We start from the raw sequence: 15,629 nt of genomic DNA, 5'->3' as shown, positions 1-15,629 counted from the left end.
ACCGTGTGTGCCTGTGATCGAATCCGGTGTAAAGGCATTATCTGGATTATCGATATCGGTGCTGGTTAGGGTGCCAGAGGTCGTTACCGCAGAGTCAGTTTCATCAACAGCCACAGTGGCACTGCTGACGGTCGCGGCATCGTTAGTGCCGTTAATGGTGACCTTGATGGTTGACGGAGTCCCATCGACAGAAGCAACAGTAAAGGTTTCTTCGATCTTGTCTCCAACGTTCAGTTGGTTAAATGCGCTGTTGGCGGTGAATACCCAGTGACCGTTGGCATCAATGGTTAAGTCACCGTGTGTGCCTGTGATCGAATCCGGTGTGAAGGCATTATCTGGATTATCGACATCGGTGCTGGTTAGGGTGCCAGAGGTCGTTACCGCAGAGTCAGTTTCATCAACAGCCACAGTGGCACTGCTGACGGTCGCGGCATCATTAGTTCCGTTAATAGTCACCTTGATCGTTGACGGAGTGCCATCGACAGACGTTACCTTAAATGTTTCTTCGATCTTGTAGCCAACGTTCAGTTGGTTAAATGCGTTGTTGGCGGTGAATACCCAATGCCCATTGGTATCAATGGTTAAGTCACCGTGTGTGCCCGTGATCGAATCTGGTGTGAAGGCATTATCTGGATTATCGACATCGGTGCTGGTTAAGATGCCAGAGGTCGTTATCGCCGTATCGGTCTCATCGACGGTAATCGTGGCACTGCTGACTGTAGCGGTATCGTTGGTACCGTTGATAGTAATGGTAATTTGATGTGCGGAACCATCCGCAGAGCGAACGGTGAAGACATCAGTTGCTGTCTCACCTTTTCCTAAAGCTTGAACAGATGGTTTGGCGTTATCCAGTTCATAAGTCCATTTCCCCAAATCGGTCATATGTAAGGTGCCGAAAGCGCCAGTGATGTTGGTGTTGATGAAGTGCGCTTCGCCAGCATCTACATCACTAATCGTTAGTTTTCCTGTTACGAGAGGAGAAAGGTCTTCGTATACTTGCCCCTTGTCATAACCAGAGACAAGCGCATTGTCATTTTCTCCACCAATTGACATTTGTAGTACTTGTGGAGTGCCATCTTTAGTATGGATGGTAAATGTTTCAATAAGTGAAGTATTGCTGGTTAGGGCCTGAATTGCTGATTGAGAATTATCAACAATATACTGCCAGTGTCCCTGAGCATTGATAGATAGGACCCCAAATTGACCATGTATAGTCTCTGGAGCTAATGCACTTTCACCATGGTCTGGGTCTATAACGTCAACTTTCCCACTTGTTGTCAGAAAGCCATGTTTATCGACATTATGGTCTTCTTCGACATGACCTGACAGTTTACCGGCAATGTTTGGTGAATCCTGCTTTCCAACTACTGGTACTTGAATAATGAGTTGTGTGCCGTCAGTTAGGTGTATTGTAAACGTATCCGTACCAGGTTCTTGCTTCTGGAGTAATAAAAAAGCAGGCGACTTAGGATTGAGAGTAAACTCGTAATTGCCATTTTTATCAACGTGTAACTGTCCAAAAGTTCCTTGAATTGTTTCTTCCACATAAGTCTGGCTTTGCGAAGTTACAGGGCCAGTGTGCGTATGAGCTGTGTTTGTAGTTTGAATATTGTTGTCGATGGTATGTGGGGCAGACGGTTGTGTAGTTAAACCTGTTAGTTGGTGAATGACCGGGTGGCTATGAGGTGAAAGATGATGAGAAGGGGTCTGAGCAAAGGTCTTCGTCTCTTCAGGTATTTCGTTGTTTATACTCTCATCTGATGGCAGTAGTGAAGCATTGTTCGAGGCAGATGAGTTCTCTACGAGTTCCTCTGCGTTTTCCAAATTAGGTTGATGGTCCAATGTATCATTGGATTGAACATCATGATTTTCTGCTTGGCTTGCAGTGCTATCTGACGCTTTAACATTTAAGGACGGGAGAATTAACATTAGGCTGCTAGGCAGCGGGACGCGGATCTTCAAATTGGAAAATAGTTTTACTTTCTTTCTTTTTTTCGTTTCCGGTCTTTTCTCTAATTGACTTTTAAGTATCTGCTTATTGTTATCTGTATTTTTAGTATTGATTTTCTTGTCCATAAACCTAGTCCAACTTTTCACCATATCTTTTTGATTAAAGTACAAGAATTGCTGTTTTTCTACTTTATTATGACATTTAAAAAGTAGTATCCATTTTCAGCATCATGGGCTGCCGATAGGTAAAAGGTAGGCTCTAAGTAATGAGAGGCTAGTAGCGCATTCCTAACACGTGCAAGCATCTGAGTTAAAAGGTGAACTACTTAATTTCAAGAGGGCGTTATTACTCCTGCATTAATCCTTAATAATGACTGACATGAGAACTTATTGAGGAATAAAACATGAATCCACTCGACTACACTCTCCATACTTTGAATGCAAAGCATTACTTAGTAGAACCAGAACAACCAGTGACCGTCGTGCGAGATAGGTCTTATCCAAAATTATATGGCGTGTTTTTCTTAGTTGGTTTGCTAGTCGGTCAGATTATCCATTTCTAGTAAAATTATTAAGTAATAACAACAGGATAATGTAAGCTTAGAAGGTGTTGCTTTGAATGAGTCAGCATATTTAATGAACATAACCTTGAGGTTGATATGGTAGCTTTTCAGTCGATATCCACTGGTCATTTGCAGCGTTTAAAGCAGTTGGAGAAACACTTTTCTCTCAATGAAACTTATGATGTTGATATTGCAGCCCTTGCTGACATTCTGGTTTGCTCTGAAAGGTATGTTAGCAAGTTAATGGCCTCTTTTGAAAGACTTGGAATCATTCGATGGACTTCTGGAAAGGGGCGTGGCCATCGCTCGAAATTGACTCTTCTCCAAGGTTTTGAAACATCATTGCTTACACAGTTAGAACGAATGGTTTGCTCTGGCAGTATTAATCAGGCATTTCGAATTGCTACTCAGTTTGGTGAAGTTCGTCTATTCCAAGGCCGCTTACCGAACTGGCTAGGGGAGGTGCAGCAGGAGCTGAAAAAGAAGAATACTTTGATGTACTTGGTGCCTTATGTATTACCGGAATGGCGTCCACATATGGCACAGTCTGCGCGCTCAATTTTATTGATTGAAAGTGTTTTTGACACTTTAGTTAGATATCACCCGATACAGCAAAAAATAATCCCCCATATTGCGCATCAGTTCCAATACAGTGACAAGCAAATTCGTCTTAGGATCCGCAATGACGTCGAGATGCACAATGGTGAACCCCTAACACCGGAGCTTATTAAAACAAATATCGAGATGCGTCGCGATACCTCCCATTCATATCAGATTTTGTTTCGCCATTTAGAACATATTGAGATCGATAAACAGTGGGTCGTTTTTTCGATGAGTCAATCTGACCCGGTATTTTTACATCTATTAGCCGACTCTCACAGTGCGATTTTTGACCATAAGGCATCAACGCCAGTTGGATGTGGGGCTTATCAAGTGGAAAGGTTAGAACAACAGTCTTGGAGCCTAGTTCGCAATAGCCGTTATTTTGGTTTAGGTGGTCATATCGAACGGGTAGAATTTTGGTGCAGTGACTCCCAACCTCAAGCATCTATGCATGTGGCAGAGCAACTCTATTCAGAATCTCAATCTACTCAGCCTCAAAAAATCGATCATAGCGGGTGTACTGTTTTACAGTTTCATCATAATGAGAAGGGGTTATCAGCACAAGAGAGAGCTTGGATCGTACACCATAGCCGACAATTTATGCTCGCTAGCCAGAAAGAACCGGCAAATAGCGTGATGAACTACCATCAAGATAAAGGGTTTCACTTATTCAACCACGAAATGCAAGCTCCAACTCGCCCCGTGAGCATTGAAGTATCACAGAGTCATATTACGGAGTTAAAGCCTTTGCTTGATGCCCTGTCCAAAAAGGGTGTTATCTGGAATGTGAATACTGGAGGTCAATCGCAAGCTACCATAGATATGTCCTATGACTGTTATGTGTTTGGTGACGACCTTGCCTATCAGTATTATGAATGGCTGCTCTGTGGCAGAGTTTTCAGCCAGTGTTTACCTGAAAGAGGCAAGCGTAGCTTATTGACGTTTGTTGATATGCTAATGCAGGAAAGTAACAACAGTCAGGAGTTTCTAGATAAACTTTATAGAGCTGAGGACTGGCTGATCCAGAACTACTATTATTGTCCACTGTGGCGGAATCACTTCACTGTTACTCGTGCGGACAATTTGTACGGAACGGAAACAAGTGATATGGGAGTGATGTCTTTGGTAAACATGTGGTTAGAGTGATCAACGGAATACTTAGGAAAAACGTAACTAAAGGTTATGGGCCAGTTCCGTTGTATCATCAGTAACACTCTCCGACATCAATCATATTTTAAGTCCCCTATAATCGCTTTAGTAAGACCATAAATGAATGGTCGAAGCGGTATTCAGCGATACCTCTAACTAAATTGCCCGTACTCTCAAAGAGGTGAGTTGCTTTGACTTGCCTTTTTATTGCTGATTCTTGTATCAGTACCTCTAGGCCTATAGACAGCCCCGCGTAAACAACCCGCATCGATTGATTGAGCGTATCGAGGTATCGTGGGTACGATTATGAACTTTGGAGCAGTTACGTGATAGCTTGATGTTTAGTCGATTTAATTGATGCTCCTCAATATAAAAATGAGTAGGTATTAACTGTCTCTATTGAAGATGATGAACTCAAAAGATAGAATTATCATTAATGGCTATGTAGCTATAGACAGTAACTGAAAGCAAATCAGCAGCAGAGTAACGATATGTGGATATTTGATTATCGAGCAGATAAGCAGTTACACAACCTACAAACAAATGAATACAGAAAACTCGACAATATAGAGAGTAACCTACTTAAGTTATTGCTTACCAATCAAGGCAAAACGGTGACAAAGGCGGAAATATTCACATATGTATGGCCAAACAAAGTCGTTTCTGAGTCCAGTATTACACAAGCAATAACTAAGTTAAGGCAGTCTTTAAGTGACAATGCGCACGAACAAAACATTATCAGAACAATACCCAAATGGGGCTATTGCCTTATGCCAAACACCGTTAAATTGGTAGCAGAGGAAAATGCAGAGACAGGTACAGGGATAAAAAAATATACAACAAGTTGGGTATTGATAAGTGGGTTCACATTTTTGTTTTTTATCAACATTTTATTATTCCATTTCTTATTTGTCGCTCCTGACAGTGCTAAGTCCATGAGTTTTTATTCATTTAAAGTGGGAAGTAACAATTTTTACGTTGAAAAAAATGACAGAGTAAGTAGTCAGTTAGCTGAGACTATTATCCATAAAAAGAATTTTACCAATGTTAATTTCTACATAACCTCTAATCAAAGCCGACTTTACATTGCATGTTACAAGTTGGTATCAAATAACAAGCAACAAAGAAGTTATAATTTTTCAGTGGATATAAATCGCACCCTTGAGGATGTTGGTAATGAAGTGTTGGAAGTATGCCAATAAAGCTATCGGAATCTTGAGTCTACTGCTCATTATTACGTTGCTAATACAGATTTACGTTGCTACTTCTTTCATACCTAGCTTTGTTAATAAGACGGATACTGTTATTAGTAAAGTTATCCTGACGTATGGTGAGGAAAAACAAGATTCTCGGTATAGAGAGATAAGCTATACACTGGTTCCTTTTTTTCTTAACCGATATGAACTACTTGCACATATCCAATTTGATAGTGGCGAATCTGTAAAAACGCAATTTTTAATTACATTCTGGCCATTTAGTGAATATTCGATAAAGTTTATTAGTCAGCTTGTGGATGAAGAACAAGTAAAGTTCTTTGATAGGCCAGAACAGCATATCCTTTTTGATGGTGGGGATGAAGAATTTCAAGTACTACCAAGCGATGGCAGGCAATACTGTTATGTTCAATTGTCCAACCAAGCAATTCAGTGTGTAGACATAAATAGTATAAATGGAAATAAATAATAGCGAGAATGCTTTGTAGGCATAGCTCAGGGCAGATTCTTACTCAGTAATCCTGTTATGATGGCATCATAGCTGAATCGTCACTCCTCATAGCTGGCACACCTCGTATGGATATATTAAAGGATAAAAACATGTGGGTATTTGACCCAACAGCTCGAAGACAACTGTCACATCCAAGTCAAGAAAAGAGCAAGAAACTTAAGTCCACGGAATGTAAACTTCTAGAGCTTCTGCTCCTTAACCAAGGAACAGTGGTTACTAAACAATGTATTTTACAAGAGGTTTGGGGAGAGCGCATTGTCTCTGCGTCTAGTATCACCCAGTCTATTGCACAAATACGTTTAGCTCTTGGTGATAGTGGTAAAGAGCAGCACTATATCAAAACCGTCCCAAAACAAGGTTACATGCTCGTAGTTGATAGGATTACATTTTCACAGCCTAATTTAAGTGCGGAAGACAGCAACGTTACCATAGATGTCAATGAAAATAGCAAACAAAGCAAGCAGCAACTAAAAAACTCCTCGTTAAAAACTGTAAATCTGCCTTCACTAAATATGCTTATCCAAGGTGCACTAACCGCTTTTCTATCCATAGGCATTATTTCAATTTCGTATTGGCTTATCACCATCTACCTTCATTCTCAAAGCATCAATACAAAACAGTGGATAAGTTCCGAGATTGCAGGTATTAGCTACTATTACGAGTCTAGCCCAACTGGTACTATGCTATTTGAATCCATTTCAGGCGTCTATCAAAGCAATATAAGCAAAATTTTCCTTTCTAAAAATCCCGAACAGATATATGTATCTTGTATCTATAAAACAGAGAAATTTAGTGAAATTCGTTCGGCTAACTTGAGTTTTTCTCATCAATACACAACTCAAAACATCAAAGAGGCTATTCGTGAACAGTGCCAGTAAGTTAAACACCTTATTAGCAGTATTACTTGCTAGCTTGATACTATTGCTTGTGTATCTAAACAACGTTTTTCATCCTCCTTTTCTAGAAGGAAAAAACAACACTTTGCTGTTCGGTCATGGTGTTACCTACAGTGAATCGGGAGCCGAGAAGTATCGAGAATTTCATACTCTTGATCACAAATGGAGTGGTATGCATCAACTTCATACAACGTACGGGACTGAAGACGACTCCATAAGTTTAAACGTTTCGTCTGCCGTATATTTTTGGACATCCAGCTTATTCTCAACCAGCAATACAGTATACAGCGAAGACTACACAACCAGCTTTGAACCAGATGCTACGCAAGCACACCTTCTTCTGGATACATCTGAGGAATATTTCCAAACCATCTATCAAGATAGTGATAACTTTTGTTATTCAAGCTTACTCACAGGCAGCATGCAATGCGTCACGGCTGATCAGTAATGGAGTAATTACTCTAAATCATTCAACATATTTGGTTATAATGAAGTTGGTGTTGTAAAAAATTAATTAAAATCAGTGGCTTAAATTGCTTTTCTGTTTTTGTGTTAGTTTCAACATAAAAGGTAATTATCATATAAGTTCATTGGTTCAGCGCCCGAAGTTGAGACATAGTAAAGAAAATTACTGTTACACAAGGAAATACGTACAATGAGTTTTACGTGTACGAATCCTAAACCGCTTCAAATTACAGCCTTACTTTTCGATGGAATGCCAACAACATCTATCTCTGGTCCAATTGAGATGTTAACTGTTGCAAGTACATTAGCGGGAATTCCAGAACCTCAAATAAACTTAGTCTCAACGTCAGGTAAAGGCGTTCAAGCACTAGGTGGCATTGGATTGTCACCAAACCGAGACTGGAGTGAAATTTCTGATACTGATGTACTTTTAATTGGCTCCTGTGGTGAACCTGAGAAGCTACCACTCTTGATTAGTGATGAAATGGGTAGTTGGCTTAAGAAGTTAATTAAAGACACTTCGTATGTTGTTTCATTATGTACAGGTGCTTTTCTCCTTGCTCAATTGAACGTACTCAACCGCAAAACTGCTACTACGCATTGGGTTCACAGCCATTTATTCCGCGATCTGTATCCCAAGGTAAAATTGCAACCGCATATTAAAATAACTCGCGAAGATAACTTGATATGTACTTCTAGTGTTGGTGAGTATTATCAAGCAATAATGCTTGTTCTTGATGGGCTTTTTGGCTCAAACCACAAAGAAAAATGTGATCATTTTTTAAAAGGGGAAGTGACAGAGGAACAGCAAGTATCTCATTCCGATTTTGTAGAGTTTAGGCAGCATAATGATCAACTGATTCATGCCCTACAAGACTGGATGCACGAACAAGACTCTGCTCAACTGAATGTCGTTAAATGTGCTAGTCACTGTTTTTTAAGTGAGCGGCAAATGAAACGTCGCTTTAAAATAGCAACGGGAGAAACTCCAATAAACTATATACAGAGGATCCGAATTGCTTTAGCACGAGAGAAATTGAATAGAACCGAATACTCTATAGAGCGGATTTGTAACGAAATTGGGTACAATGATACCAACCACTTTCGGGGCCTTTTTAAAAAGTATCAAAACATGACACCAACTGAATATCGTAAGAGTATGCAACATTACACTAATAGTAGTTTTTAATATATAAGCCAACAGACGTAAGGTGCACTATTTATTTAAATTGAGTTAGTTAAAAGTTCTGATTTTGCTAACTCTGTTAAATTAGCTGTACCATTTTTTATGGCATACTCTAATGAAGTGCCATTTTCTAGAAGTAACTTCCCGCCAACTTCGACACTAACTAGGACGCCGTTAGACTCAAAATCCATAACCGAACTGTTTACTGAAACAACTCGGTACTCTACAGATTCCGTTGCTAGTAAGATTGGAATTTGCATGTGATATTTTTTAATTATTGGTAGCATTATGTTTAGCATGTCTTCGGTGAACGAAATCATGTGCATTCCTCTTTAATTTAAATGTTTTTTGCTAGTGGGTAATAATGTCGATGAAGTTGTAGCAAGCACTCTTCAAATAGTGTTAGTGACCGATATTTATCGTCTTCATTCAATGTCTCATTCTTCAATATTGAATAGGTCATACCGCCATCAATCATTAAGTTGTCAACTAGGTCGAAATCTTCAATCACCATGTTATTCTTATCTTTATATTCACCATCGGAGAAGCTTACTTTGTTTAGCTCATCAATGTTTCTTTGTAGAAATTTACGTTCGTCATGAGTGTAGCCAAGTATTACTTTGCGCAACCCTTTTGCCATCCCTACTTCATATACGGTTCCAACATCAGCGCTTGCTCCTCTAAATGGAGTTAAATTCGCGATAACAGCATCTGCCGATAAAATGAGTGCTTCATTAGCACGTGATATTTTAAGACCTATAGCTTCTTTCGATACCCCATTTATATCAATCTCGTTATCTAATGGATACAAACCGATAAATCCGTACTTTTTACAAAGCTCCTTTTTTTTAGCGCCGATTTCAATTGAATCTTTTAAAAAAACCTCAGGGCCTGCTAGATATACCTTTTTCATGCATAAGATCTCCTTAAATAAAGTGGAGTAATTATGTTTTATTTGTGATGTTTATCAATATTCAACTTATTAGATAGAGAAAAGGTAAATTTATATATATCAATGGGATAGATAAAAGTACGACTGATTTTGTCACATTTGCTTAGTGCAGTTGTCTTAATTGCTATGGTCAGTTTTCTTCATTACTTTTTTAGAGTTATAACTCTAAATTATTGGCTATTTAAAATAGGACTAAATAACATGGTAAATCAGACGAAAATGTTTGCAATATTGTTTAAGTGGTTGTTTGTTAGTGTTTTTTTTGTGATTGAGTTTTGATTATTAAACTGAGTTTATATTTGAATTGCAGATAATTAAAGCATAATTTCCGGCATACTAATTAAATATAAAATCGGAGGGTATATACATGCTGTATTCAAAACCAAATACAGAAAATGCTGTGGTTAACTTTAAAGAAAAATACGCTAACTTCATCGGTGGGCAATGGATCGATCCTGTTCTTGGGAATTACTTTACTAATACTTCACCTGTAAATAACGAAGTTATTTGTCAGATCCCTGCATCCACAAAAGAAGATATCGATCTAGCTGTAAACGCAGCACATGCTGCAAAATCGACTTGGGCAGCGACATCTGTTACCGAGCGTTCTAACCTACTACTTAAAATTGCAGATCGTATTGAAGCAAACTCAGAAATGTTAGCTGTCGCAGAAACATGGGACAACGGTAAACCAGTACGAGAAACACTAGCTGCGGATATTCCATTAACTGTTGACCACTTTCGCTACTTCGCGGGTTGCATTAGAGCTCAGGAGGGTACTGCAGCTGAATTAGATAACCATACTGCTACTTACCATTTTCCAGAACCTGTTGGCGTTGTTGGTCAAATTATTCCTTGGAACTTCCCACTGTTAATGGCAGCATGGAAATTGGCCCCGGCGCTTGCTGCTGGTTGCTGTGTGGTATTGAAACCTGCGGAACAAACACCAGCGTCGATTCTAGTTCTGATGGAATTACTAGAAGATCTTTTACCTGCTGGTGTTGTTAATGTCGTAAACGGTATGGGCGCAGAAGCTGGTCAGGCTCTTGCAACTCACGACCGAATTGCAAAAATCGCATTTACAGGTTCAACAGAAGTGGGGCAACACATCTTAAAATGTGCAGCAGACAGTCTTATTCCTTCAACCGTCGAGTTAGGTGGTAAATCACCAAATATCTTTATGGAAGATATTTTCGACCATGAAGATAGTTATGTTGATAAGTGTGTTGAAGGCGTACTTCTTGCTTTCTTTAACCAAGGTGAAGTATGTACTTGTCCATCGCGCTTGTTAATTCAAGAGTCTATCTATGACCGATTCATGGCTAAATTGCTTGACCGAATGAAAACGATTAAGCAAGGTAATCCATTAGATACTGACACACAAGTTGGTTCTCAAGTTTCAGAAGAGCAGTTTAATAAGATTCGTGGCTACATTGGTCTTGGTCTTGAAGAAGGCGCTGAACTTCTTGCGGGTGGGGAGAGCTCGGCAGAAAATGGTTATTTTGTAGAGCCAACCTTGTTGAAAGGCACTAACGATATGCGCATCTTCCAAGAAGAAATTTTTGGCCCTGTTGTTGCGGTCACTACTTTCAAAACTATGGAAGAAGCCCTTCAAATCGCAAATGACAGCGAGTACGGCCTGGGTGCAGGAGTCTGGACCCGAGATAGTAACAAAGCATATCGCATGGCTCGTGATATTGAAGCTGGACGAATTTGGGTAAACTGTTACCACGCTTACCCGGCACATGCTGCATTTGGTGGCTATAAAAAATCTGGTATTGGCCGTGAGACGCATAAAATGATGCTAGATCACTACCAAAATACCAAAAATATGGTGGTAAGCTATAGTGTTAATCCACTTGGTTTCTTCTAAGTCTTCATTCTAACTAACAATTAATGAGCCTAGGTTAGCCTGGGCTTATTTTTATTTAATGACGAATCCAAACTTTTTGTTTTAAATATTGCTGTCCTTCACACAAATATACCATCCAGTCCTAAACTCCATGTAAAAATGTCCGATTACAAAGTAAGTAGACCACCCCGTTAACTGTATGATTGGTATCACTTATTTTATTGCTTGCTAAAATGGATATACACTATGAAACTGGCTCTTATTCTTGCAATAATGCCACTTGCAGCTCTAGCCGATAGCAACGTTGCAGGGAATTACTCTCATGTAGGCTTTGGCTATCAAAATACTCATTACGCAGCTACATCTATCGCCCCTTATACTGATAACCAATACTCAAATAAAGAGAGCAAAAACCTCGGTGGCTTATATTTGGCTATCAATGCAAACTTGTACAAAAACTTATACCTTGATGGCTACGCTGACTTTGGAACTCGCTTTTCAACGAGTATTGACAAGTGGCAACTTGGTCTTGGTTTCTCGCCATTGATTACGCCTTCTCTATCTATTCCTTTGTCATGTGGTGCTGTTAATTATCGTACTGAGAGTGACTATGCACCAAATCACTCTGATGAGGGCATCTATTGTTCAACCGGTATTAAAGCTCAAATTGCAACCCACTGGGCTTTAGGGCTGATTTATCAACATGATTTCCTTGATGTTCCTAGAAATGAGTTATCTATTAACAATACCTTTCAATTTGGGTCCGTATTTGGGATCACTGCTGGTATCGATTTCGCAAAACGAAAAGAGAGAGAGACTGGCGTCAGTCTTGGCTTACAGTTCTCATTTAAATAATCATTTATCCCCAAAGTAACGATATGGAGCATTATGTCGAAAAATTGGCTTGCTCTGTATTGGAAGTAGCACCTTCAAGTGCCTAAGGGGTAATTATTAATCACTAACTTTAGAAGATCATTACATGAAAAAAATACTTACAGTACTCACTATCGCTGCTTTGTCTTCAGGCTCCGCTATCGCGGCAACTCAAGCCTCAAATTTTTATATTGGCGTTGATTATATCCAGTCAAGTTTTCCGGAAATACCTTTAGCAACCAAATCAGAAGATGCCGGATATGCACTACAACTTGGTTATCAACTTCCTTCCTCAAGTAATTGGGTCAACGCTTTTGAAATTGAATATATAAACGCAGGGAGTGCGAAGTACAGTTTTGATGACGCGACGCTTGGTATCAAAGGGTCTGGTGAGCTTGATTTAACGGCAATAAACCTAAGTTATAAACCAAAGTTCTACTTAGGCCGTTTTTTCGTCGCAGGGCAGGTAGGTTATGCCAGCGTCTCTGCCTCTGGTAAAGCAAACTACACTATGGGTGGAGTAACCAAAAACATCGATTTGGCTGATTCGGTTGGTTCTGGGCTAACTTTAGGCGGAGAACTTGGCATGGTAGTCACTGAACATTTATCGCTAAAAGGTGGGTACAGAATTATTGAATCTGATACTAGCACTTTGTACGCTGGCCTAGCGCTCAATTTCTAATGTAAATAAGCCCTATTTCAAGCCTATTATATTGTGGGGTAGGGCTACATTGTTATTTTAACAGATATTTAATTTGATTGTGTTGAGGCTACTACGATTGTTCTGTGCTCTTCTTCTACATCAAAGTTGTTGGAAAATTGGCGTTTGTAACTTCCTTTACCCTTCATCTTCATTTCTTTTAATATCAAATTGGTATGTTGTAATGTCAACGAACACAGTTACCCGAGAGGACAATAGTTACACTAGTCTTTTTATCCAGCCTATCGGATACTACACTCGGTATGCCAAACTATCTAAAGAAGATGAACACTAGTAATCTGATTTTATCGCGTAATGTTTTAAGCATGTTTTTTAGGGCTCAAGGCGCATTTACGCAGATGTATATTTAGAGGAAAACTATGGACACTATCATCAAGCGAGCAATCGAGTTACGAAAAGAAGCTAAGTATCAAGAGTCGCGAGCTTTGTTATCTACTCTATTAAATGACGAGAGCTATGCGTCTAAGGCTCACTTGCAAATAGCTTGGTCGTACGATAACGAAGGAAAAGAGCGAGATGCTATTAACCACTACTTATCATCATTGTCTGGAAGGCTCTCATCGCAGGAAAGGTTTGATGCTTTATTTGGATTAGCGAGTACCTATCGTAGCTTAGGTAACTATTCCGAGGCGTTGAGTTATTTCGAACAAACTATGAGCGAGTACCCCAACGCGATAGAAGTCCAGCCTTTTTACGCCATGTGCCTTTATAACCTTGGTTTGCATAAAGAAGCGACATCTCTGCTGCTAGAACTACTGGTTTCAACCACCAGTAGTGACGCGATTAAGGAATATAAGCGTGCTATCTCTTTATACGCCAGAGATTTAGATCGAACTTGGTGAATAGTGAGCGAGAATTGCACGAAACCTATTTGCTTCATGTTTACTTAGTTACGGACTCGAATATAACGACACGCCATTTAGCTTTTGTGCGAGCTTAGTACCAAATGTTTGATAAATATTAATTGCTAAAGTGGAATTGGTCGCTTCGCCTACAGCTAAACGCATTGCATCATGAATCGGTTGTTGATCATCAGGGTAGAATTTTAAGAGACTTTCTGAGCACTTTTGGAGCTCTGTGTACCAACTGTCGTCTTTATGTGCGATGAGATAATAAGCTGTTCGTAATATCTTCTTTGCGATCGATTTACTTTTGATCGCTTCCGTCAAATCTGAGTTATTTTCAATTGAGGTGACGAAAGCCGCTAGATCATGATTAAGCTCGTGTGCAATTCTGATATCTGGCTTATGTTTGCAGAAGTCAACAGAGAGGTCTTCTCCCCAGATGCAGCAGCAACAATGTTTCAGCCAAAACTGCCATCGATACTTTTCTCTAGAGTTAACAATTTCTTCAACATGGCCTGGGTCAAAGTCAATCTTACTGACGATAGGGAATTGCAGCTGAAGATCGAGTGAGAGCTGGGCTAGGTACTTGGCCTCTTCGCTACGGATTGGTTCATTAAAGACCAACGACAGATCCAAGTCTGATAGAAAAGGTATAGCGCTGCCTTTTGCGATACTGCCATACAAGTAAACGCTATGAAGCGTGCCAGTAAGGCTTGATTGCAATGATTGCAGGGCTGTTTCAATGAGGTGAGTAAACTCAGGTTGAATACAATCTTGTGAGCACGGGTTGATGATGTAGCCTTGATGATCTAATCCGTTATTCTTCAAATATCCATCTCCGTATGCGGCCGTGAGCTTGTTCGTTATTTGGTTAAACTATTTTTATTTCGCCAGTAAGTAATGAGCAAGGCGATAGCCGATAGCAATAGAAAAAACCAAAATAGAGGTATGAACCCAAAAGCCTCGACTAGAAAACCATTCTCATCTATATAAGACGGAGTAGTAGAGTAGAGCGCAATACATAAACCGCTAATTAGAGCAAAAGTGATACTTAACCAATAGTTCTTTAGATAGTGCATTTTTTACCTTTCTTGGATTCTTCGACACATCTAATTAGATGCTACTCACAGTAGCAAATCTATTTGAAGGCGTCGAAATTTAAAAGTGCACGTTATAAGTGAAATGTTAATTTTCGTTATTGAATTTTTTGTCAATTGTCGTGAGCAAAGTTGGATTTTTAGTGCGCTGTGATTTTTATCATGTTAAAAAGTGCAAGAATGGAAAAACAAAAAACAATAATGGGTAAACACACGATGAAAGTGAAAGGTTTCACGTTAATTGAACTTGTTGTCGTCATCGTAGTTCTTGGCATTCTTGCTGTGGTCGCTGCCCCACGGTTTTTAGGTGTCACTACAGACACACATGTCGCTTCAGTTCAAAGAAGCGGTGCATCTTTTAAAACGGCCATTAGCCTTGCACACTCTAAAGCGATGGCTATGAATGGTGGTGGTCCTGCGGATAATCTTCAAATCTACGGTGACGGGCCTGAAGATCAACTAGATATAAATCGTTGGGGATTTCCAGCTCAACAATGGCCTCCATTTGAGTCAGATCCAAGACTTGATAATAGTGATGACTGTATTTCAGTATGGAATGTACTTTTCGTTGAGCCGCCAACAGTTTCTACGTCAAACGATGTTAATCAGTCAGAATATCAAGCGAACTATATAGGCAATGGTCAATGTCGCTACAATTATAATCACTTACCAGAACTATCTATTTTTTATAACTCACAAACTGGCGATGTCGTTATTGATGATGACCCAGATTCATAAGCAATAAATAATCA

The 15,629-nt window shown here is 39.6% G+C and carries 16 protein-coding genes; 11 read left to right on the top strand and 5 right to left on the bottom strand.

From position 1 onward, the window contains the following. On the bottom strand, positions 1-1,929 hold a 1,929-nt coding region (locus tag ACTS60_RS07300; RefSeq protein WP_440887703.1), incomplete at its 3' end, for a VCBS domain-containing protein. A gap of 680 nt (positions 1,930-2,609) precedes the next feature. On the opposite strand from ACTS60_RS07300, the gene ACTS60_RS07295 reads away from it, so the two are divergent. The 6 genes from ACTS60_RS07295 to ACTS60_RS07270 all read left to right on the top strand — a co-directional run bounded on the left by ACTS60_RS07295 (position 2,610) and on the right by ACTS60_RS07270 (position 8,540). Continuing rightward, on the top strand, positions 2,610-4,262 hold the full coding sequence (locus ACTS60_RS07295; RefSeq protein ID WP_440887702.1) for an SgrR family transcriptional regulator: 1,653 nt from the start codon (positions 2,610-2,612) through the stop codon (positions 4,260-4,262). A 494-nt stretch (positions 4,263-4,756) separates the two neighbouring features. Further along, on the top strand, positions 4,757-5,467 hold the full coding sequence (locus ACTS60_RS07290) for a winged helix-turn-helix domain-containing protein (protein WP_440887701.1): 711 nt from the start codon (positions 4,757-4,759) through the stop codon (positions 5,465-5,467). Further along, positions 5,442-5,948: a hypothetical protein gene (locus tag ACTS60_RS07285; protein ID WP_440887700.1), complete on the top strand. Its 507-nt coding sequence runs from the start codon at positions 5,442-5,444 to the stop codon at positions 5,946-5,948. The genes ACTS60_RS07290 and ACTS60_RS07285 overlap by 26 nt, the downstream gene beginning before the upstream one ends. Before the next feature lie 131 nt (positions 5,949-6,079). Next, the gene (locus tag ACTS60_RS07280) at positions 6,080-6,868 is read left to right on the top strand and encodes a winged helix-turn-helix domain-containing protein (protein ID WP_440887699.1); all 789 of its coding nucleotides are present in this window, start codon (positions 6,080-6,082) and stop codon (positions 6,866-6,868) included. Further along, complete coding sequence (locus ACTS60_RS07275; RefSeq protein WP_409577003.1) at positions 6,852-7,334, top strand: hypothetical protein; 483 nt, start codon at positions 6,852-6,854, stop codon at positions 7,332-7,334. Before ACTS60_RS07280 ends, ACTS60_RS07275 begins: the two co-directional genes overlap by 17 nt. A 207-nt stretch (positions 7,335-7,541) precedes the next feature. Further along, on the top strand, positions 7,542-8,540 hold the full coding sequence (locus tag ACTS60_RS07270) for a GlxA family transcriptional regulator (RefSeq protein ID WP_440887698.1): 999 nt from the start codon (positions 7,542-7,544) through the stop codon (positions 8,538-8,540). Between the two features lie 35 nt (positions 8,541-8,575). Here ACTS60_RS07270 and ACTS60_RS07265 read toward each other — a convergent pair whose 3' ends face one another. Both ACTS60_RS07265 and ACTS60_RS07260 read right to left on the bottom strand, forming a co-directional pair. Further along, complete coding sequence (locus ACTS60_RS07265; RefSeq protein ID WP_440887697.1) at positions 8,576-8,857, bottom strand: hypothetical protein; 282 nt, start codon at positions 8,855-8,857, stop codon at positions 8,576-8,578. A 17-nt stretch (positions 8,858-8,874) separates the two neighbouring features. Continuing rightward, positions 8,875-9,450 (bottom strand): nucleoside 2-deoxyribosyltransferase, encoded by a 576-nt coding sequence (locus ACTS60_RS07260; protein WP_440887696.1) that lies wholly within the window; start codon positions 9,448-9,450, stop codon positions 8,875-8,877. Positions 9,451-9,856: 406 nt separating this feature from the next. Between ACTS60_RS07260 and ACTS60_RS07255 the strand changes: the two genes are divergently transcribed. The 4 genes from ACTS60_RS07255 to ACTS60_RS07240 all read left to right on the top strand — a co-directional run bounded on the left by ACTS60_RS07255 (position 9,857) and on the right by ACTS60_RS07240 (position 13,777). Next, positions 9,857-11,362, top strand: coding sequence for an aldehyde dehydrogenase family protein (locus ACTS60_RS07255; protein WP_440887695.1), 1,506 nt, complete (start codon positions 9,857-9,859; stop codon positions 11,360-11,362). Between the two features lie 225 nt (positions 11,363-11,587). Continuing rightward, the gene (locus ACTS60_RS07250) at positions 11,588-12,196 is read left to right on the top strand and encodes a hypothetical protein (protein WP_440887694.1); all 609 of its coding nucleotides are present in this window, start codon (positions 11,588-11,590) and stop codon (positions 12,194-12,196) included. Positions 12,197-12,320: 124 nt separating this feature from the next. Then, entirely contained in the window at positions 12,321-12,896 is a 576-nt protein-coding gene (locus ACTS60_RS07245; RefSeq protein WP_440887693.1) for an outer membrane beta-barrel protein, read from the top strand. A 398-nt stretch (positions 12,897-13,294) separates the two neighbouring features. Continuing rightward, positions 13,295-13,777 carry a tetratricopeptide repeat protein gene (locus ACTS60_RS07240; RefSeq protein ID WP_440887692.1) on the top strand — a complete coding sequence of 161 codons (483 nt, stop codon included), beginning with the start codon at positions 13,295-13,297 and terminating at the stop codon, positions 13,775-13,777. Between the two features lie 48 nt (positions 13,778-13,825). Here the strand turns inward: ACTS60_RS07240 and ACTS60_RS07235 are convergent, their stop codons facing one another. Together ACTS60_RS07235 and ACTS60_RS07230 are read right to left on the bottom strand one after the other, a co-directional pair. Beyond that, positions 13,826-14,608, bottom strand: a complete 783-nt coding sequence (locus ACTS60_RS07235) for a nucleotidyltransferase domain-containing protein (RefSeq protein ID WP_440887691.1) — start codon at positions 14,606-14,608, stop codon at positions 13,826-13,828. Between the two features lie 35 nt (positions 14,609-14,643). Beyond that, complete coding sequence (locus ACTS60_RS07230) at positions 14,644-14,859, bottom strand: DUF3955 domain-containing protein (protein WP_440887690.1); 216 nt, start codon at positions 14,857-14,859, stop codon at positions 14,644-14,646. 234 nt (positions 14,860-15,093) lie between these two features. On the opposite strand from ACTS60_RS07230, the gene ACTS60_RS07225 reads away from it, so the two are divergent. Then, on the top strand, positions 15,094-15,615 hold the full coding sequence (locus ACTS60_RS07225) for a prepilin-type N-terminal cleavage/methylation domain-containing protein (protein ID WP_440887705.1): 522 nt from the start codon (positions 15,094-15,096) through the stop codon (positions 15,613-15,615). Positions 15,616-15,629: the final 14 nt, after the last annotated feature.

It is taken from the genome of Vibrio sp. WZ-1, from assembly GCF_052037695.1.
Taxonomy (GTDB): Bacteria; Pseudomonadota; Gammaproteobacteria; order Enterobacterales; family Vibrionaceae; genus Vibrio.
Note: the sequence above shows the minus strand (reverse complement) of the source record. Positions and strands in the feature narration are given on the sequence as shown.